Origin of the sequence: Streptomyces sp. NRRL S-646 (assembly GCF_000720765.1) — a bacterium.
In the GTDB taxonomy this organism is placed as follows: domain Bacteria; phylum Actinomycetota; class Actinomycetes; order Streptomycetales; family Streptomycetaceae; genus Streptomyces.
In genome coordinates this window covers 78,575-98,585 of the sequence record NZ_JODC01000024.1, presented here as the reverse complement: position 1 = coordinate 98,585, position 20,011 = coordinate 78,575, and the positions used below count along the sequence as shown (strand labels likewise).

The 20,011-nt window shown below is 69.0% G+C and carries 13 protein-coding genes, 1 tRNA gene and 1 rRNA gene; 12 read left to right on the top strand and 3 right to left on the bottom strand.

What is annotated here, in order from left to right:
- The 3 genes from rrf to IH68_RS0142720 form a co-directional block, all read left to right on the top strand.
- Positions 1-96 (top strand): 5S ribosomal RNA (gene rrf, locus IH68_RS52125); the annotation flags it as partial.
- A gap of 114 nt (positions 97-210) precedes the next feature.
- A complete protein-coding gene (locus IH68_RS0142725) occupies positions 211-873 on the top strand; it encodes a DegT/DnrJ/EryC1/StrS family aminotransferase (RefSeq protein WP_030947355.1) in 663 nt (220 codons plus the stop codon).
- Positions 874-968: 95 nt separating this feature from the next.
- Positions 969-1,044 (top strand) — tRNA-Thr (locus IH68_RS0142720).
- A gap of 52 nt (positions 1,045-1,096) precedes the next feature.
- Here the strand turns inward: IH68_RS0142720 and IH68_RS0142715 are convergent.
- Positions 1,097-3,850, bottom strand: a complete 2,754-nt coding sequence (locus IH68_RS0142715; RefSeq protein ID WP_030947353.1) for a SpoIIE family protein phosphatase — start codon at positions 3,848-3,850, stop codon at positions 1,097-1,099.
- Positions 3,851-4,226: 376 nt separating this feature from the next.
- Here IH68_RS0142715 and IH68_RS0142710 point away from each other — a divergent pair, with 376 nt between their 5' ends.
- The 9 genes from IH68_RS0142710 (at position 4,227) to IH68_RS58690 (ending at position 18,389) form a co-directional block, all read left to right on the top strand.
- Positions 4,227-9,698 carry a HAMP domain-containing protein gene (locus IH68_RS0142710; protein ID WP_107057626.1) on the top strand — a complete coding sequence of 1,824 codons (5,472 nt, stop codon included), beginning with the start codon at positions 4,227-4,229 and terminating at the stop codon, positions 9,696-9,698.
- A 244-nt stretch (positions 9,699-9,942) separates the two neighbouring features.
- Positions 9,943-10,626 carry a response regulator gene (locus IH68_RS0142705; protein ID WP_030947348.1) on the top strand — a complete coding sequence of 228 codons (684 nt, stop codon included), beginning with the start codon at positions 9,943-9,945 and terminating at the stop codon, positions 10,624-10,626.
- Between the two features lie 124 nt (positions 10,627-10,750).
- Positions 10,751-13,459 carry a DNA translocase FtsK gene (locus IH68_RS0142700; RefSeq protein WP_051834001.1) on the top strand — a complete coding sequence of 903 codons (2,709 nt, stop codon included), beginning with the start codon at positions 10,751-10,753 and terminating at the stop codon, positions 13,457-13,459.
- Between the two features lie 245 nt (positions 13,460-13,704).
- Positions 13,705-14,544: a helix-turn-helix domain-containing protein gene (locus IH68_RS0142695; RefSeq protein WP_030947343.1), complete on the top strand. Its 840-nt coding sequence runs from the start codon at positions 13,705-13,707 to the stop codon at positions 14,542-14,544.
- A gap of 96 nt (positions 14,545-14,640) precedes the next feature.
- Entirely contained in the window at positions 14,641-16,110 is a 1,470-nt protein-coding gene (gene rimO, locus IH68_RS0142690; protein WP_030947338.1) for a 30S ribosomal protein S12 methylthiotransferase RimO, read from the top strand.
- Positions 16,107-16,829 carry a CDP-diacylglycerol--glycerol-3-phosphate 3-phosphatidyltransferase gene (gene pgsA, locus IH68_RS0142685; protein ID WP_030947335.1) on the top strand — a complete coding sequence of 241 codons (723 nt, stop codon included), beginning with the start codon at positions 16,107-16,109 and terminating at the stop codon, positions 16,827-16,829. Before rimO ends, pgsA begins: the two co-directional genes overlap by 4 nt.
- Complete coding sequence (locus tag IH68_RS0142680; RefSeq protein ID WP_030947333.1) at positions 16,826-17,371, top strand: CinA family protein; 546 nt, start codon at positions 16,826-16,828, stop codon at positions 17,369-17,371. Before pgsA ends, IH68_RS0142680 begins: the two co-directional genes overlap by 4 nt.
- A 109-nt stretch (positions 17,372-17,480) precedes the next feature.
- A complete protein-coding gene (locus IH68_RS0142675) occupies positions 17,481-17,855 on the top strand; it encodes a helix-turn-helix domain-containing protein (RefSeq protein ID WP_030947329.1) in 375 nt (124 codons plus the stop codon).
- 255 nt (positions 17,856-18,110) lie between these two features.
- A complete protein-coding gene (locus IH68_RS58690) occupies positions 18,111-18,389 on the top strand; it encodes a hypothetical protein (protein ID WP_078912863.1) in 279 nt (92 codons plus the stop codon).
- Here IH68_RS58690 and IH68_RS0142670 read toward each other — a convergent pair.
- Both IH68_RS0142670 and IH68_RS0142665 read right to left on the bottom strand, forming a co-directional pair.
- Positions 18,337-19,101, bottom strand: a complete 765-nt coding sequence (locus IH68_RS0142670; protein ID WP_030947326.1) for an SDR family NAD(P)-dependent oxidoreductase — start codon at positions 19,099-19,101, stop codon at positions 18,337-18,339. The genes IH68_RS58690 and IH68_RS0142670 overlap by 53 nt on opposite strands.
- A gap of 32 nt (positions 19,102-19,133) precedes the next feature.
- Positions 19,134-19,970, bottom strand: a complete 837-nt coding sequence (locus IH68_RS0142665) for an Fpg/Nei family DNA glycosylase (protein ID WP_030947323.1) — start codon at positions 19,968-19,970, stop codon at positions 19,134-19,136.
- Positions 19,971-20,011 lie beyond the last annotated feature (41 nt).

The following is a 20,011-nucleotide window of genomic DNA, read 5'->3' as shown; positions in this document are numbered from 1 at the left end:
GAAACGCCCGGTTACATTCCGAACCCGGAAGCTAAGCCTTACAGCGCCGATGGTACTGCAGGGGGGACCCTGTGGGAGAGTAGGACGCCGCCGAACAATTATTCAAAGGGTTGGATCCTGAACTTCGGTTCAGGGTCCAACCCTTTTTTGTTCTCCGTCACTTGGAGTTCACGTTGCGCAACAACCATCGGAAGCATGGGTACTGCTGCAATGCTCAGGGCCGCCGGCGTCGGAGTCGGTGACGAGGTTGTCGTGCCGGCCTTCGGGAACTCCGAGGTCGCCGGGGCCGTCGCCCTCGCCGGCGCACTGCCGGTGTTCGCCGACATAGATCCGCTGACGTACTGCCTCGACCCGGCCGCTGTCGAAGCAGCCATAACTTCGCGGACGGCGGCGGTCGTTGTCGTACACCGCTTCGGTCGGCCGGCCGACATCGCCCGGCTGCACGGTGTGGGGCAGCGGCACGGGCTTCTGGTGCTGGAGCAGGGGGAGTCCGAGGCACCGTACGACGAGATCGCTCAGCGGAGGGAGCGGGCCGCCTATCTCGACGCCAAGTTGAGGGGTGTGCGGACGCCGGACGGCGGTGACGGGCACACCTATCAGCAGTACGTCGTGCGTGTGCCGGGGAACGGGCGGCCGGATCGGGATGCCTTCGCTCGGGCCGTGCGGGCCAGGGGAGTTGAGTGCCGGGTGCCGGTGAAGACGCCTGTGCACCGGCTGCCGGAATTCCGCCGGTGCGTGTCGCTGCCGGAGACCGAGCGGGCCGCCGACGAGACCCTCGCGCTGCCCGTGGACGCCGCGTTGACCAAGCGGGACATGCAGCGGATCGTGGGCGCGTGCAATGCACTGGGTGGATTGCTTCAGCCTGCTTTCTGAGCGGCGGTCGGAACTGCAGGACGCGGTTGGGAGCACCTGTCTGTTCGGGGTATGATCTATTCCGTTGCCGCGGGGGAAACTCCCCAAGGTGACAGGCCCCTATAGCTCAGTCGGCAGAGCGTCTCCATGGTAAGGAGAAGGTCAACGGTTCGATTCCGTTTGGGGGCTCCAGTCGAAAGGCCCCGCCCAATTGGGCGGGGCCTTTTTCGTACTCGTGGGGCCCTCAGTCTTTGTGGAGGCCCGGGACCCGCATCGCCAGGATGGCCATGTCGTCGGACGGGGCGTCGGACGCGAAGCGTTCCACCGCACGCATGATGCGGGCGGCAACCGCGCCGGCTGTCAGGCCCGTGCAGGTGGTGAGGACGTCGGTGAGGCCGTCGTCGCCGAGCATGCGGGTGCCCTCGCGGCGTTCCGTGACGCCGTCAGTGACGCACAGGAGGACATCGCCCGGGTCGAGGGTGACCGTCTGCTCGTAGAGCTCCAGATCTTCCATGACGCCCAGGAGCGGCTGGGGTTCGGCGGCCGGTTCGACCGTGCCGTCCTGGCGCAGGCGGAGCGGGAGGGGGTGGCCGGCGCAGACCACCTTCAGTTCGGCGCTGCCGTCCTCCTGCGGCCGTAGCTCGCCGTAGAGGAGGGTCAGGAAGCGGCTGCGGGCGCCCTCGTCGAGAATGGCCGAGTTCAGCCGCTCCAGGACCGCCGGGCCGCTGAGGCCCTCGCGGGCCAGGAGGCGGAGCGCGTGCCGGGCGAGGCCCGTGACCGCCGCCGCGTTGGGGCCCGTACCGCAGACGTCGCCGATGGCGAAGCCGTAGGCGCCGTGGCTGATCGGGAAGAGGTCGTAGAAGTCGCCGCCGACCTCGTTGCCCTCGCCGGCCGCGCGGTAGATGACCTCGACCTCCACGCCGTCGATCTCCGGGAGTTCCGGGGGCAGGAGGCTGCGCTGGAGGGACTGGCTGATGGCCGTGCGTTCCGAGTACAGGCGGGCGTTGTCGAGGGCGAGGGCGGCCCGGCGGCTCAGGTCCTCGGCCAGTTCCAGGATTTCCTGGCGGAAGTGTTCGTCGGTGGGCTTGCCGAGGGTCAGCATGCCGATGACTCGGTTACGCGCCACCAGAGGGAGTACGACCGTCTCGCCGCCCACCGCGGAGGCGGTGGCGAGCGTGGGGCCGATGCCGGAGGCGATCTGGCGGGTCGGGCCGCCGCTCAGACCGAGGCTGCGCATGGAGCTGCGCAAAGCCGCCTGGTGGGCGACCTCGCCTGGGGCGGACCAGACGCGGGCGCCGGGGGTGGGTACCGGGTCGGGCGGGGGGACCTTCGACAGCAGCGACTTGATGCCGTCGATGAGTTCCTCGTCCTCGTGGAGGACGTACGACAGATACGGCTCCGAGGCCTGGTCGGCGATCGTGTAGACGGCGCACCAGGTGGCGAGCGTGGGGACGGTCATCTGGGCCATCAGGGCCAGGGTCTGGTCGCGGTCCAGGGTGCCTGCCAGGAGGTCGGAGGCCTCGACCAGGAAGCTCAGGGAGCCTCGGCGCAGGCGCTCCAGTTCGCCGAGGCGGGCCGACTCGACGGCCAACGCGATGCGGTCGGCGGCGAATTGGAGGCGGAGGGCCTCCTCGTTCGAGTATCTGCCGGGGGATTCGGCCGCCACTCCCAGGGAGCCGGTGAGGCGGCCCTCGACCTTCAGGGGGACCGTGACGACCGAGCGCATGCCCGTGCCGCTGAGGAGCGGGACGGCGCCGGGTACGGCCGTCAGGTCGTCGTGGACGGCCGGCATGCGGGCCGAGCCGTAGCGGCCGGGGCCTGCCTCGACGGGTACGCGCGCGAAGCGCTGGCGCGCGGAGGGCAGGCCGGTGGAGGCGCGGACCTCCAACTCCGTCTCGTCGTCGGTCGCGAGGAGCAGGAAGGCGGAGTCGGCATCGAGCATGTCGCGGGCGCGTTCCACCGTGCGCTGGAGGAGACCGTCGAGGTCGTCCGGGGCCGGAGAGCCGATGAACACCTCGAAGGGGTCGTTGCTCTGGCCGTCGGCGGCGGGTGCCGTGTCGGAGGCCGGGATGCGCAGCGGGGTCTGCAGGACGGCCCGTTCGTGGTCCCGGACGAGGAGGCAGACCGTGGACGGCTCGCCGCCCGTGTCACGGACGCGGAGGTGGGAGGCGTACACCGGGGTGACGCGGCCGTTGGCGCCCCTTATGCCGTAGCTGCCCTCCCAGCGCGAAAGCTGGAGTGCCTCCGCGATACCGGTGCTGGTACCCGGGGTGTGCGGCCAGGCGGCGAGATCGGTAAGGGGCTTTCCGATCACCTGTTCGGCGGGGTAACCGAAGAGTTCCTCCGCGTCCTCGTTCCACGAAGTGATGGAGCCGCTGCGGTCGATCTGGACGACCGCGACGCGGACCCGGCCGTCGGCGAGGGGGAGGAGGTCGGCGGGGAGGGACGGGCCGGCGGCGCGGGTGCCCACGGAGCGCTCGGGGAGGTCGAGCTGGAACCAGACCTGCTTGTGGGTGGGCGTGTACTCGACACCCCAGCGGCCTGCGAGTGCGGCGCACAGCTGGAGTCCCCGGCCGCCCTCGCGGTCCGGGCTGCCCATGTTGACGGGGTGGCCCTGGAGGGGGATCTCGCGTTCCGGATACCGGTCGGCCACCTCGATCCGTACGCCTTCGTCGCTGCGCAGACACAGGACGTCTGCGGCGGTGCCCGCGTGGACGACGGCGTTGGTGACCAGCTCGCTGGTGAGGACCACGGCGTCGTCGACGATGTCGGCGAAGCCCCAGCCCTGGAGGGTGTCGCGAACGAAGGAGCGGGCGGTCGCTACCGATCGTCCGACGGGCTCGAAGCTGGCGGCCGCGCGCGCGGTGATCACAGAACTCCTCGTCCGGTTGTCGACGGGCAGGGCTGCCTGGCCGACCGGCTCGTGCCGCTGATGCGGCAGACCGCCCGTCGGCCGGGGGTCCGGGGGTTGTCCCCCCGGGATCAGTCCGGTGGTCATGTGTGCGGCCGCCCCTCCGATGCCCGCTCGTTCTCGTGCCACCGCCCAGGCCGGACGGACCGGCGCGGCTGGACAGCCGCATGCAAGGTTACTTACCTTCGACGGCCATGCGGATGCCGGTCTGCAGTGTTTCCGCCCAGAGGGTGTGCGGACGATGTGCGAAGCTGCCGAACTGTTATGGCCGGGTTCAGGCAGGGTGAAACACTGGGCAAGCTTCTTGTGAAGGTCCGGACAGGCCGAGTGGCTTCCGCGTGCAGTGGGCAGCAGCCCGTGGTGCGGCCTGGTACATCGGGCAGAAACAGGCAGCAGTAACTGGTACGTCCGGCAGTAGTACCGGAGCACAGCAGTAACGGTCGACCCCTGCGGGAGGGACACAGTGGAGTCTGGCGCAGCGACGCGGGGCACTAAGACGCGCGCGAAAGGCGGACAGTCCCTGAACAACCAGCGCAAACCGCGCGGCGGGACCACCGCGGTGGACACGGCGTCCTTGAACCGGCTGCTGGCGGCTCTCGTGGCGATGCGCGACGGGAACTTCCGCAAGCGGCTCACGGTGTCCGGGGACGGCGTGATGTCGGAGATCGCGGCGGTTTTCAATGAGGTGGCCGACCGGAATCTCCATCTGACGGGTGAGCTGTCGCGGGTGCGGCGCATGGTGGGCCGTGAGGGCAAGCTCACCGAGCGGCTGGAGACGGGTGCCTATGAGGGCTCCTGGGTGGCCGCCATCGAGGCTTCCAACGCGCTCGTGGACGATCTCGTACGGCCCGTCTCCGAGGTCGGCCGGGTGCTGTCCGCGGTCGCAGAGGGCGATCTCTCGCCCCGTATGGAGCTGCGGACGCAGGCGCCGGACGGGACCGGGCATCCGCTGCGCGGGGAGTTCCTCAAGGTCGGGCGGACGGTAAACAACCTTGTCGACCAGCTGTCGACCTTCACCGACGAGGTCACGCGCGTGGCCAGCGAGGTGGGTACCGAGGGCAAGCTGGGCGGGCAGGCACGCGTGCGTGGCATGTCGGGTTCGTGGAAGGACCTCACGGACTCCGTCAACACGATGGCGTACCGGCTGACGGCTCAGGTGCGGGACATCGCGCTGGTGACGACCGCGGTGGCCAAGGGTGATCTGTCGCGGAAGGTCACCGTCCATGTCGCCGGCGAGATGCTGGAGCTGAAGAACACCGTCAACACGATGGTGGACCAGCTGTCGTCCTTCTCTTCCGAGGTGACGCGAGTCGCCCGCGAGGTGGGCACCGAGGGTGAGCTCGGCGGGCAGGCGCAGGTGCCGGGTGTGGCCGGTGTGTGGAAGGACCTCACCGATTCGGTGAACCTCATGGCCGGCAACCTGACGGCCCAGGTGCGCGGGATCGCCCAGGTCACCACAGCGGTCGCCAATGGTGATCTGTCCCAGAAGGTGACCGTGTCGGCGCGCGGCGAGGTGGCGCAGCTCGCGGACACGATCAACCAGATGACCGAGACGCTGCGGATCTTCGCGGACGAGGTCACGCGCGTGGCCAACGAGGTCGGTGCCGCGGGGCAGCTGGGCGGTCAGGCGAACGTGCCGGGCGCGGCGGGTACGTGGAAGGACCTGACGGACTCCGTCAACACGGTGTTCCGGAATCTGACCATTCAGGTGAGGGACATCGCGGCCGTCACCACGGCGGTGGCCAACGGTGACCTCTCCCAGAAGGTCACCGTCGACGTGGCCGGCGAGATGCTCGAGCTGAAGAACACCGTCAACGGCATGGTGGATCAGCTGTCGTCGTTCGGTTCCGAGGTCACGCGCGTGGCGCGCGAGGTCGGTGTCGAGGGTGAGCTGGGCGGGCAGGCGCAGGTGCCGGGCGCGGCCGGTACCTGGAAGGATCTGACCGACTCGGTCAACACCGCGTTCCGCAACCTCACCGGGCAGGTCCGCAACATCGCGCAGGTGACGACGGCGGTTGCCAACGGCGACCTGTCGCAGAAGGTCACCGTGGACGTCTCCGGCGAGATGCTCCAGCTGAAGAACACCGTGAACACGATGGTGGACCAGCTGTCGTCCTTCGCCGACCAGGTGACGCGGATGGCCCGGGACGTGGGCACGGAGGGCCGGCTGGGCGGTCAGGCGGTCGTACCGGGTGTGGCCGGTACCTGGAAGGAGCTCACCGACTCCGTCAACGGAATGGCCGGGAACCTTACGGCCCAGGTGCGCAATATCGCCCAGGTGACCACTGCGGTCGCTCAGGGCGACCTGTCCCAGAAGATCGACGTCGACGCGCGCGGCGAGATCCTGGAGCTGAAGAACACCATCAACACGATGGTCGACCAGCTCTCCGGGTTCGCCGACCAGGTGACCCGGGTCGCCCGCGAGGTGGGCACCGAGGGCCGCCTCGGCGGGCAGGCGCAGGTGCCCGGCGTGGCAGGCGTGTGGCGCGACCTGACCGACTCCGTGAACGGAATGGCAGGAAACCTTACGGCCCAGGTGCGCAACATCGCCCAGGTCGCCACCGCCGTAGCCCGCGGTGACCTCTCCCAGAAGATCACCGTGGACGCGCGCGGGGAGATCCTGGAGCTCAAGAACACGCTGAACACGATGGTGGACCAGCTGTCGTCGTTCGCGGAGGAGGTCACCAGGGTCGCCCGCGAGGTGGGCACGGAGGGGCAGCTCGGCGGTCAGGCCGAGGTGCAGGGTGTCTCCGGCACCTGGAAGGACCTCACGCAGTCCGTGAACTTCATGGCGAACAACCTGACCATCCAGGTGCGCAACATCGCGGAGGTCACGACGGCGGTCGCCAAGGGCGACCTGTCCAAGAAGATCACTGTTGACGCGAAGGGCGAGATTCTCGAACTCGTCACGACGGTCAACACCATGGTTGACCAGCTGTCCAGTTTCGCCGAGCAGGTGACCCGGGTGGCCCGTGAGGTGGGCACCGAGGGCATCCTGGGCGGCCAGGCGCACGTACCGGGCGTCACGGGCATCTGGAAGGACCTCAGCGGCAATGTGAACCTGATGGCCAAGAACCTGACCATGCAGGTGCGGAACATCTCCCAGGTCGCGGCGGCCGTCGCCAACGGCGACCTGACGCGGACAGTGACGATCGAGGCGCGCGGCGAGGTCCAGCAACTCGCCGACACCTTCAACACCATGGTGAAGACGCTGAGTTCGTTCGCCGACCAGGTCACCAAGGTGGCCCGCGAGGTGGGCACGGACGGCATCCTCGGTGGCCAGGCGCACGTACCGGGTGTGGCGGGTACGTGGAAGGACCTCACCGACTCCGTGAACGGCATGGCGTCCAACCTGACCGGCCAGGTGCGCAACATCGCCATGGTCACCACCGCCATCGCCAAGGGTGACTTGACCAAGAAGATCGACATTGACGCCCGCGGCGAGATCCTCGAGCTCAAGACGACGATCAACACGATGGTCGACCAGCTGTCCAGCTTCGCCGAGGAGGTCACCCGAGTGGCCCGCGAGGTGGGCACGGAAGGACAGCTGGGCGGTCAGGCACGCGTCCGTGACGTCGACGGCACCTGGCGCGACCTCACCGAGTCCGTGAACGAAATGGCAGGAAACCTTACTCGGCAGGTGCGCGCCATCGCGCGCGTGGCGACCGCGGTGACCCGCGGTGACCTGAACCTGAAGATCGACGTCGATGCGTCCGGCGAGATCCAGGAGCTCCAGGACTACATCAACAAGATGATCGCCAACCTGCGTGACACCACGATCGCCAACAAGGAGCAGGACTGGCTGAAGGGCAACCTCGCCCGTATCTCCGCGCTGATGCAGGGCCGCCGCGATCTGCAGGACGTGGCCTCCCTGATCATGAGCGAGCTGACGCCCGTGGTCTCGGCACAGCACGGCGCGTTCTTCGTGGCCATGCCGCTGATGGACGGCAAGGACCTGAACGCCGAGAGCGAGGACGCGTACGAACTGCGCATGCTGGGGTCGTACGGCTATTCGATGGGCTCCATGCCGACGTCGTTCCGGCCGGGCGAGGCGCTGATCGGGACTGCCGCCGAGGAGAAGCGCACGATCCTGGTGGAGAACGCGCCGAGCGGCTATCTGAAGATCTCCTCCGGCCTCGGCGAGGCGCCGCCCGCACAGGTGATCGTCCTTCCGGTGCTGTTCGAAGGCAAGGTGCTCGGTGTCATCGAGCTGGCCTCCTTCAACCCCTTCACGCAGATCCAGAAGGACTTCCTCAACCAGATCGCCGAGATGATCGCGACCAGCGTCAACACGATCTCCGTCAACACCAAGACGGAGCAGCTGCTGAAGCAGTCGCAGGAGCTGACCGAGCAACTCCGGGAGCGCTCGGCCGAGTTGGAGAACCGGCAGAAGGCCCTCCAGGCGTCCAACGCCGAACTGGAGGAGAAGGCCGAACTGCTGGCCCAGCAGAACCGCGACATCGAGGTCAAGAACACCGAGATCGAGGAGGCGCGGCAGGTCCTGGAGGAGCGCGCCGAGCAGCTCGCCGTGTCGATGCGCTACAAGAGCGAGTTCCTCGCCAACATGTCGCACGAGCTGCGCACACCGCTCAACTCGCTGCTGATCCTGGCCAAGCTGCTCGCCGACAACGCGGACTCCAACCTCACCCCGAAGCAGGTCGAGTTCGCCGAGACCATCCACGGCGCAGGCTCCGACCTGCTTCAGCTGATCAACGACATCCTCGACCTGTCGAAGGTCGAGGCGGGCAAGATGGACGTCTCCCCGACGCGTATCGCGCTCGTCCAGCTCGTCGACTACGTGGAGGCCACCTTCCGGCCGCTGACCGCGGAGAAGGGCCTCGACCTGTCCGTACGGGTGTCGCCTGAGCTGCCCGCCACGCTGCACACCGACGAACAACGGCTGCTGCAGGTGCTGCGGAACCTGCTGTCCAACGCGGTGAAGTTCACCGACTCCGGGGCCGTGGAGCTGGTCATCCGGCCGGCCGGCCGGGAGGTGCCGATGGCGATCCGGGAGCAGCTGCTCGAGGCCGGGTCGATGAGCGACCCGGACGCGGACCTGATCGCGTTCTCGGTGACCGACACCGGCATCGGTATCGCCGCCAGCAAGATGCGCGTGATCTTCGAGGCGTTCAAGCAGGCGGACGGCACGACGAGCCGCAAGTACGGCGGTACCGGTCTGGGGCTGTCGATCTCGCGGGAGATCGCGCAGCTGCTCGGCGGTGAGATCCATGCACAGAGCGAGCCGGGACGCGGTTCGACGTTCACGCTGTATTTGCCGCTGCACCCCAGCGAACTGCCGCCGCAGGGCTACCAGCAGGCCCTGCCCACCTTGAACGCCGGCGATCTGGTGGCAGCCTCGGACCTCGCCCATCTCGCCGAGGTGGAGATCGAGACGCCGGCCGAGGTGAAGTCGTACCGGGAGACGCAGAACGGCGCCGCCGCGCTCTTCAGGCGCCGCCGCAGGCACGGACTCGACGCCGACCAGCGCCTGGCGACTCAGGAGCAGTGGTCGGCCGCCGAGCAGGACGCTGCGCCTCAGGTGCACCGCGGCATCCGGTTCGGCGGGCAGAAGGTGCTGATCGTCGACGACGACATCCGCAACGTCTTCGCGTTGACCAGTGTGCTCGAGCAGCACGGGCTGTCCGTGCTGTACGCCGAGAACGGCCGCGAGGGCATCGAGGTCCTGGAACAGCACGACGACGTCGCGGTCGTCCTGATGGACATCATGATGCCCGAGATGGACGGCTACGCGACGACCACGGCGATCCGCCGGATGCCGCAGTTCGCGGGCCTGCCGATCATCGCGCTGACGGCGAAGGCGATGAAGGGCGACCGGGAGAAGGCGATCGAGTCGGGCGCCTCCGACTACGTGACGAAGCCGGTCGATCCCGATCACCTGCTGTCGGTGATGGAGCAGTGGATGCGGGGGGAGTGACGGGAACCATCGATGTTCACGCGGAGTTGCTGACTCAGTGTGGCCGAAGCCGTGTAGAAGTACGGGATTCGGGGAACCTTCTGGTCTCCCGCTACGTTTCTGCTACGTGCACAGTGACATCGCGGTGACAGGGTGTGTCGACAGGCGGGGTGCGGCTACGATGACCGGCACAAGGACGGGCGGCGAAAGGGAGTCGTCCCCAGGGGCGGCACCCGGTGCACATCCGGGGCGAGGAGGGCGGGCCATGGTGCAGAAGGCCAAGATCCTCCTGGTCGATGACCGGCCGGAGAATCTGCTTGCGCTGGAGGCCATCCTCTCTGCGCTCGATCAGACGCTGGTGCGGGCATCGTCCGGGGAGGAAGCGCTCAAAGCACTGCTCACGGACGACTTCGCGGTCATTCTGCTGGACGTTCAGATGCCGGGAATGGATGGTTTCGAGACCGCCGCGCACATCAAGCGGCGAGAACGGACCCGGGACATCCCGATCATCTTCCTCACCGCGATCAACCACGGCCCGCACCACACCTTCCGTGGGTATGCGGCGGGTGCGGTCGACTACATCTCCAAGCCGTTCGACCCGTGGGTGCTGCGCGCGAAGGTCTCGGTGTTCGTCGAGCTGTACATGAAGAACTGCCAGCTGCGGGAGCAGGCGGCGCTGCTGCGGCTCCAGTTGGAGGGTGGTGGCGGCAAGGCCGCGGTCGGCGAGACCAAGGAGCCCGCCAGCCTGCTCGCCGAGCTGTCGGCGCGGCTCGCGGCGGTCGAGGAGCAGGCCGAGGCGCTGTCGAAGCAGCTCGATGACGAGTCGGCAGATGCGGCGGCCGTGGCGACCGCGGCCCATCTCGAACGCAAACTCACCGGATTGCGGCGGGCGCTGGACGCCTTGGAACCGGGCGCCGGCAGCGCGTCCTCGGTGTCCTCGCAGAACTGACCTCCGGGCGTAGACCAGTTGCGCATGAGGACGCGTCAGCTCCGCGCCCGCTTCAGGGCGACACGAACGGGTGAAGCAGTAGGCACACGTGTCCGCTGTCGCCTCCACCGGTAACCTCACCTCTATGGCCTCACGTCCCTCCGCTGCCAAGAAGCAGCCCGCGAAGAAGGCGGCGGCTCCGGCGAAGAAGGCCGCTGCGAAAAAGGCCCCGGCCAAGAAAGCCCCGGCCCGGAAAGCCGCGGCGAAGAAGTCGGCGCCACCGCCGAAGCCTGCGCCGAACCCGACCGGGGGCATCTACAAGCTCGTCCGCGCCCTCTGGCTCGGCGTCGCGCACGCCGTCGGCGCCGTCTTCCGGGGCATAGGGAACGGCGCCAAGAACCTCGACCCGGCACACCGCAAGGACGGCGTCGCCCTGCTGCTGCTCGGCATCGCGCTGATCGTGGCCGCGGGCACCTGGGCCGATCTGCGCGGGCCCGTGGGCGACCTCGTCGAGATCCTGGTGACCGGCTCCTTCGGCCGCCTCGACCTGCTCGTGCCGATACTGCTCGCGGTCATCGCCGTGCGCTTCATCCGCCACCCCGAGCAGCCCGAGGCCAACGGCCGCATCGTGATCGGCCTGTCCGCTCTCGTCATCGGTGTGCTCGGCCAGGTCCACATCGCCTGCGGGGCACCCGCCCGCAGTGACGGCATGCAGGCGATAAGGGACGCCGGCGGCCTCATCGGCTGGGCGGCGGCAACCCCGCTGACGTACACCATGGGCGACGTCCTCGCCGTACCTCTGCTCGTGCTGCTGACGATCTTCGGGCTGCTCGTCGTCACGGCCACTCCCGTCAACGCCATTCCGCAGCGGCTGCGGCTGCTCGGCGTGAAGCTGGGGATCCTCCACGATCCGGAGGAGGACGAGTTCACCGACGACGAGCAGCGTTACGACGACCAGTGGCGCGAGGCGCTGCCGGCGCGCACGCGCAGGCGTGGTTCGGCCCCGGAGTCGTACGACCCCGACAGCGCGGAGCAGGAGGCCCTCTCGCGGCGTCGTGGCCGCCCGCGGAGGTCGGCGGTGCCGCAGCCCGACATGCAGCGCCCCATGGACGCCGTGGACGTCGCAGCCGCTGCAGCTGCCGCGCTCGACGGTGCCGTGATGCACGGTATGCCGCCCTCGCCGATCGTCGCCGACCTCACCCAGGGTGTGAGCGTCGGAGACCGCGAGGAGAGCACACCGACCCCCACGCCGGCACCGAAGGCCGTGCCGGCCGCGCGCCCCAAGCAGGAGAAGCTGAAGGTCGAGGTCGCGGATCTCACCAAGCCCGCCCCCGAGGCGCCCAGCGACCTGCCCGCCCGCGCCGAGCAGCTTCAGCTCTCCGGCGACATCACGTACTCCCTGCCGTCGCTCGACCTCCTCACGCGCGGCGGCCCCGGCAAGGCGCGCAGCGCGGCCAACGACGCAGTGGTCGCCTCACTCACCAACGTCTTCACCGAGTTCAAGGTGGACGCCGCCGTCACCGGCTTCACCCGAGGACCGACGGTCACGCGTTACGAGGTCGAGCTCGGCCCCGCGGTGAAGGTCGAGCGGATCACCGCGCTGACCAAGAACATCGCGTACGCCGTCGCCAGCCCCGACGTGCGGATCATCAGCCCGATCCCCGGCAAGTCCGCGGTCGGCATCGAAATCCCGAACACCGACCGCGAGATGGTCAACCTCGGAGACGTGCTGCGCCTGGCGGCGGCGGCCGAGGACGACCATCCGATGCTGGTCGCGCTCGGCAAGGACGTCGAGGGCGGCTATGTGATGGCCAACCTCGCGAAGATGCCGCACGTCCTCGTGGCCGGAGCCACCGGTTCCGGTAAATCGTCGTGCATTAACTGCCTGATCACGTCAATCATGGTCCGCGCAACTCCCGAGGACGTCCGTATGGTCCTCGTCGACCCCAAGCGGGTCGAGCTGACCGCCTACGAGGGCATCCCGCACCTGATCACGCCCATCATCACCAACCCGAAGCGGGCCGCCGAGGCGCTCCAGTGGGTCGTACGGGAGATGGACCTCAGGTACGACGACCTGGCCGCGTTCGGATTCCGGCACATCGACGACTTCAACGCGGCCATCCGCAACGGCAAGGTGAAGCTGCCCGAAGGCAGTGAGCGGGAGCTGCAGCCGTACCCGTATCTGCTGGTGATCGTCGACGAGCTCGCAGACCTGATGATGGTCGCGCCGCGGGACGTCGAGGACGCGATCGTGCGCATCACGCAGCTCGCGCGCGCGGCGGGCATCCACCTGGTGCTCGCCACGCAGCGGCCCTCGGTCGACGTCGTCACCGGTCTGATCAAGGCGAACGTGCCCTCGCGGCTCGCGTTCGCCACTTCCTCGCTGGCCGACAGCCGCGTCATCCTCGACCAGCCCGGTGCCGAGAAGCTCATCGGCAAGGGCGACGGGTTGTTCCTGCCGATGGGCGCGAACAAGCCGACCCGTATGCAGGGCGCCTTCGTGACCGAGGAGGAGGTCGCGGCCGTCGTCCAGCACTGCAAGGACCAGATGGCGCCCGTCTTCCGGGACGACGTCACCGTGGGCACCAAGCAGAAGAAGGAGATCGACGAGGAGATCGGCGACGACCTCGACCTGCTGTGCCAGGCGGCCGAGCTGGTGGTGTCCACGCAGTTCGGGTCGACGTCCATGCTCCAGCGCAAACTGCGCGTCGGTTTCGCCAAGGCCGGACGGCTCATGGACCTCATGGAGTCCAGGGGCATCGTCGGACCGAGCGAAGGGTCGAAAGCTCGTGACGTTCTTGTGAAGGCTGACGAGCTGGACGGCGTGCTCGCGGTGATCCGCGGGGAGGCTTGAGAAAGAGGCTCGCGCGGGTGGGCCGCCGATGCCCGATCGTGACTCACCCGTAAGGGATCATTGAGCAACCGTTTCCCTTCCCCGTACGTCAAGTTGAGCGAAGCGACAATCGCGCACCCCACCATCGGCGTGTCCGGCCATTCCGATGGGCTACAAAGTCCGACCGCCCGGTTGCCCCACCCTTTCGCACCCCCCATAGACTGAACCTCCAGCACAGGTGGCTTAAACGCTCGAAAGGCGCCCCCGTGTCCATCGGCAACTCCCCTGAAGACGAGCGTCCGTTCGAAGACGATCGCGAGGCAGCCCGCCTCTCCGTCGGCCACGCCCTCCGGCAGGCACGAATCGAGGCCGGGTTGACCGTCGACGACGTCACCAACGCCACCCGGGTCCGCATCGCCATCGTGCACGCCATTGAGGCGGACGACTTCGCCCCCTGCGGTGGCGACGTCTACGCCCGGGGCCACATCCGGACCCTGGCCAAGGCTGTCCACCTCGATCCGGCCCCGCTGCTCGCGCGGTACGACGCCGAGCACGGCGGCCGCCCCGCCCCGACCCCGGCGGCCCCCCTCTTCGAGGCGGAACGCATCCGCCCCGAGCGGCGCGGACCCAACTGGACCGCGGCCATGGTCGCCGCGATCGTCGCCGTGATCGGCTTCGTCGGCTTCACCGCGTTCAAGGGCGGCGACGACAACGGTGCGAAGACCCAGGTCGCCGAGGGATCCACGCCCTCGACCAGCAAGTCCGCCTCGCCCACGCCCAAGAGCAGCAAGTCCGACAACCCCAAGTCCAACCCCTCGGACAGCGCCATCGCGGCTGCGCCCCAGGACAAGGTGACCGTACAGGTCAGCGCTGCCGATGGACGCAGCTGGATCTCGGCCAAGGACCACAACGGCCGGCTGCTCTTCGACGGACTCCTCAAGCAGGGCGACTCCAAGACCTTCCAGGACAGCGAGAAGATCAACCTCGTCCTCGGCGACGCCGGCGCGATCCAGCTCTACGTCAACGGAAAGAAGATCGAGGACGACTTCCAGCCCGGCGCGGTCGAGCGCCTGACGTACACGAAGGGCGACCCCCAGGTCGGCTGACAGCCGACCGGCACGGGGCATGTCCACACGGGGTTGGCCAAGATCGGCCAACCCCGTCGACGTGGGCTGTCAGTGAGACAAAGTAGTCTTGAGCGCATGCCTGAACGCCGTACCGTCGCACTCGTCACCCTTGGCTGCGCCCGTAACGAGGTGGACTCGGAGGAGCTCGCAGGCCGCTTGGAGGCGGACGGCTGGGACCTCGTGGAGGACGCCGCGGAAGCGGATGTCGCCGTCGTCAACACCTGTGGCTTCGTCGAGGCCGCCAAGAAGGACTCCGTCGACGCCCTCCTGGAGGCCAACGACCTCAAGGGCCACAGCAGAACCCAGGCCGTCGTGGCGGTGGGCTGCATGGCCGAGCGGTACGGCAAGGAGCTCGCCGAGGCCCTTCCCGAGGCCGACGGCGTACTCGGCTTCGACGACTACGCGGACATCTCCGACCGTCTGCAGACCATCCTGAACGGCGGCATCCACGCCTCCCACACCCCGCGCGACCGGCGCAAGCTGCTGCCGATCAGCCCCGCGGAGCGCCAGGACTCCGCGGCCGAGGTCGCGCTGCCCGGGCACGCTCCGGTGGATCTGCCGGACGGGCTGGCGCCCGCCTCCGGACCCCGTGCGCCCCTGCGCCGCCGGCTGGACGGCGCCCCCGTAGCCTCGGTGAAGCTCGCCTCCGGCTGCGACCGGCGCTGCTCCTTCTGCGCCATCCCGTCCTTCCGCGGCTCTTTCATCTCCCGCCGCCCGAGCGACGTGCTGAACGAGACCCGGTGGCTGGCCGAGCAGGGCGTCAAGGAGATCATGCTGGTCTCCGAGAACAACACCTCGTACGGCAAGGACCTCGGCGACATCCGCCTCCTGGAGTCGCTCCTGCCGGAGCTCGCCGAGGTCGACGGCCTCGAACGGGTGCGCGTGAGCTACCTCCAGCCGGCCGAGATGCGTCCCGGGCTGATCGACGTCCTGACCTCGACGCCGAAGATCGCCCCGTACTTCGACCTGTCCTTCCAGCACTCCGCCCCGGGTGTGCTGCGCGCGATGCGCCGCTTCGGCGACACCGACCGCTTCCTGGAGCTGCTCGACACCATCCGGAGCAAGGCCCCCCAGGCGGGCGTGCGCTCCAACTTCATCGTGGGCTTCCCGGGCGAGAGCGCGGACGACCTGGCGGAGCTGGAGCGGTTCCTGAACGGCGCGCGGCTGGATGCCATCGGCGTCTTCGGCTACTCCGACGAGGAGGGCACGGAGGCGGCGACGTACGAGAACAAGCTGGACGAGGACGTCGTCGCAGAGCGGCTGGCACGTGTCTCCCGGCTGGCCGAGGAGCTCGTCTCGCAGCGTGCCGAGGAGCGCCTGGGCGAGACCGTGCACGTGCTCGTGGAGTCCGTGGACGAGGACGGCGTGTACGGCCGCGGGGCGCACCAGGCACCGGAGACGGACGGCCAGGTGCTGCTCACGAGCGGCGAAGGCCTGAGCGTCGGCCGTATGGTCGAGGCGAAGGTGGTCGGTACGGAAGGTGTCGACCTGGTGGCCGAGCCGCTGACGGGTTCGCTCGGGTGTAGTGAGGAGGCGGGCAGATGACCGGAGTACCGGCATCGGCGGCGAACGGCTCCTCCAAGGCGGATTCCCCGCCGGTCGGCCCCGCCGATCCCGACGCGCAGGCAGGCGCGAGGGGCCCGCGGGGCGGGAAACTGGCCGCCGCGGCCGTCAACCAGGCCAGCGTCTGGAACATCGCCAACCTGCTCACCATGCTCCGGCTGCTCCTCGTGCCCGGCTTCGTCGCGCTGATGCTGGCCGACGGCGGGTACGACCCGGCCTGGCGCTCCTTCGCCTGGGCGGCCTTCGCCGTCGCCATGATCACCGATCTCTTCGACGGTCATCTGGCGCGCACCTATGACCTCGTCACCGACTTCGGAAAGATCGCCGACCCCATCGCCGACAAGGCGATCATGGGCGCGGCGCTGATCTGTCTCTCCTCGCTGGGCGACCTGCCGTGGTGGGTGACGATCGTCATCCTGGGCCGGGAACTGGGGATCACGCTGCTGCGTTTCCTCGTCATCCGGTACGGCGTCATCCCGGCGAGCCGCGGCGGCAAGCTGAAGACGCTCACGCAGGGCGTGGCGGTGGGGATGTACGTCCTGGCGCTGACGGGCTGGCTGGCCACCCTGAGGTTCTGGGTGATGGCGGCGGCGGTCGTCCTGACCGTGGCGACCGGACTGGACTATGTAAGACAGGCCATTGTGCTGCGCAGGCAGGGAATCGCCGAGCGCAAGGCCGCGTTGGAGGAGACGGAAGCGTGAATTCTCCGGCCGCCGACGTCGTGCGACTACTGACGGTGAGGGGCGAGACCCTCGCGGTCGCCGAGTCGCTCACCGGCGGGCTGGTTGCGGCGGAAATCACAGCCGCCCCAGGAGCATCCAAGGCGTTCCGTGGTTCGGTGACCGCCTACGCCACCGAGTTGAAGCACGAGCTGCTGGGCGTCGACGACATGCTGCTGGCACAGCGCGGAGCGGTGGATCCGCAGGTCGCGGCCCAGATGGCGGTCGGGGTGCGCAAGGCGCTGGGCGCCGACTGGGGCATCGCGACGACCGGTGTCGCCGGCCCGGAACCGCAGGACGGGAAGCCTGTCGGGACGGTTTTCGTGGCCGTGGAAGGCCCCCTCGGAGCGGATTCCGGTTCCGCCGGTGGCGGAAAAGTCGAGGCCCTGCGGTTGAACGGCGACCGCGCGGAAATTCGTATGGAGAGTGTACGGAGCGTACTCGCACTGCTCCTGAAGGAGCTTGCGAGCGAACAGTCCGGGAATGAGCTGGCACAGGATACGGAACAGAACGGGGGGTTTTGATGTTTGCAGCCCTGAGTGAACACGACATCGCTCCCCGCACGGCCGCAGCGCGAGGCGGTACGGTGGGGCGTGAAGGATGCGGCTACGCGGTCCGAGGAGGGAGCCACCGATGATTCTGCTCCGTCGCCTGCTGGGTGACGTGCTGCGTCGGCAGCGCCAGCGCCAGGGCCGTACTCTGCGCGAAGTCTCCTCGTCCGCCCGAGTCTCACTCGGCTATCTCTCCGAGGTGGAGCGGGGGCAGAAGGAGGCTTCCTCCGAGCTGCTCTCCGCCATCTGCGACGCGCTGGACGTACGGATGTCCGAGCTCATGCGAGAAGTGAGCGACGAGCTCGCCCTCGCCGAGCTGGCCCAGTCTGCTGCGGCCACCGAGCCTGTACCCGCGCCGGTTCGTCCGATGCTGGGTTCCGTGTCGGTGACCGGTGTGCCACCGGAACGGGTGACCATCAAGGCGCCCGCAGAGGCGGTGGACGTGGTCGCCGCGTGACGTTCACGCGCGTGGCTGCGTGAGCCGACGTGCACGTGCAAGGCCCCGGCCGGGGCTTCCCCAGGGAGAACTGGGGAGGTGCGGTCGGGGTTTTCGTGTTGTCGGGGTGCCTGGTACGGCTGCCCGGGTCCGTTTGCCGGTGCGGCTCGGGGCGGTCATGGTGGATGCCTGCGATGCGTTGCGCCCGTGTGCCGTCGGTGCGCCCTTTCTGGGGGTGAAGGCGGCGGTCTAGCTTCGGGGCCGGAGGTGGCGTCCATGGCACGGCCGATAGTGCGCTGGGGGGCATTTCTCGGGCTCGGGGTGCTGTGGTGGTGGGCTGTGCTGCGGCTTGTGTTTGCGCCCGGGGCCGGCGTGCTGGAGGGGGCGGTCGCTGCCGGGGGCTGGGGGCTGGGTCTGCTGCCGGTGCACTGTGTGCCGAAGGCGCGGGCGACGGGCGCCGTGGGGGCAGGGCGGTGGCGGGTGGCCTGGCGGACGGCCCGCGTCACCACGGCATCGCCACCCCGCCGTTCGGACGCAGGATCTGGCCCGTCGTGAACGACGAGGCGTCGGAGGCCAGAAACAGCACGGTGTGAGCGACGTCCTCCGGTTCGCCGACCCGGCCCAGCGGTGACATCCGGGCCATCAGCGCCTCGGTCTGCGCCTGTGCCTCGGCCTCGTGGCGGTCGGTCATGGGGGTACGGATCCAGCCCGGGGCGATCGCGTTGACCCGGATCCCGTGCCGGCCGACCTCGTTCGCCAGGGTCTTCGTCAGCTGGACGACGGCCGCCTTGGCCGCGCCGTAGCAGAGCAGGCCGGGACGGCCGGTGTCGACGGCGCTCGAGGCCATGGTGATGATGCTGCCGCCGGTCTTCCCCTCCAGCATCAGGCGAGCGGCCTCCTGACAGGCGTACAGCACTCCCTTGAAGTTCACGCTCAGGACCCGGTCGAGGTCCTCGTCACGGGTCTCCAGGACCGGGCTGCTGTGCATGATCCCGGCGACCGCGGCCATCACGTCCAGGCGCCCGCAGGACTCGACGGCCTGTCTGAGCTGCTCCCGGTCGGTGACGTCGAGGTGGTGGACACGGGCGGTGCCGCCGCCGTCCTTGATCAGGGTCGCCGTCTCGTGCAGGCCCTGTGCGTCGCGATCGGCGCAGTGGACCGTGGCGCCTGCTTCGGCGAGCAGCACGGCCGACGCGCGCCCGATGCCGCCGGCCGCTCCGGTGACGAATGCGGTGCGTCCGGTGAGTTCGTACGCCTTGACGGGCATGAAGGGACGGTACGAGGGTTTCTGACGGATCGTCAATTGGTTGTGCGGCGTGGAGTTCCGCGGAGTGGAGCGGCACTCGGCGCCGGTCCCGTCTGGCAGTTCGGGCACCAGTAGGTGGGGCGTTCGCGGGAGCCGTCGCCCTGGTCGGCCACGCGGACGGAGGTGTGGCAGCGCAGGCAGGGGCGGGGCGCGCGGCCGTACACGAACAGGTCTTGGCCGCGGCGGCCCGTCGTGGTGCGGACCGGGCGGTCGCGGTTGGCCTCCAGGAGCTTCTTGGCGAGCGCGGGCAGTTTCGCCGCGCGGTCGGCGGGCAGCGCGCCGATGGGCAGCCAGGGGGTGGCGCCGAGCAGGAAGCAGAGCTCGCTCTTGTAGACATTGCCGATGCCGGCCAGGTTGCGCTGGTCCAGGAGAGCCTCGCCGAGGGGGCGGGCGGGGTCGGCCAGGAGGTTGGCGAGGGCCTGCTCCGGGTCCCAGTCCGGGCCGAGGAGGTCGGGGCCGAGGTGGCCGACGGCGCGCTGTTCGTCGGTCGTGCGCAGGAGGTCGAGGACGGGGAGGCGGTAGCCGACCGCTGTGCGGTCGGCGTTGCCCAGGATCACGCGGATCTGGTGGGACGGGCCGCCGGTCCAGCGCCGGCCGTTCGCGTACACCTTCCAGGAGCCGTCCATCCTCAGGTGGGAGTGGAGCGTCAGGCCGCCCTCGACACGCGTGAGGAGGTGCTTGCCGCGCGGGGTGACGTCCAGGACGGTACGGCCCGTGAGGTCGGTCGTGGCGTACTTGGGCACCCGGAAGTCGCTACGGGTCAGCACCTTGCCGGCGAGGGCGTCATGCAGGCGTTTCGCCGTCTGCCAGACCGTGTCTCCTTCGGGCATGCGTCAAGGGTGTCACGGGTGGGCGCACGTGGGCTCGGAGA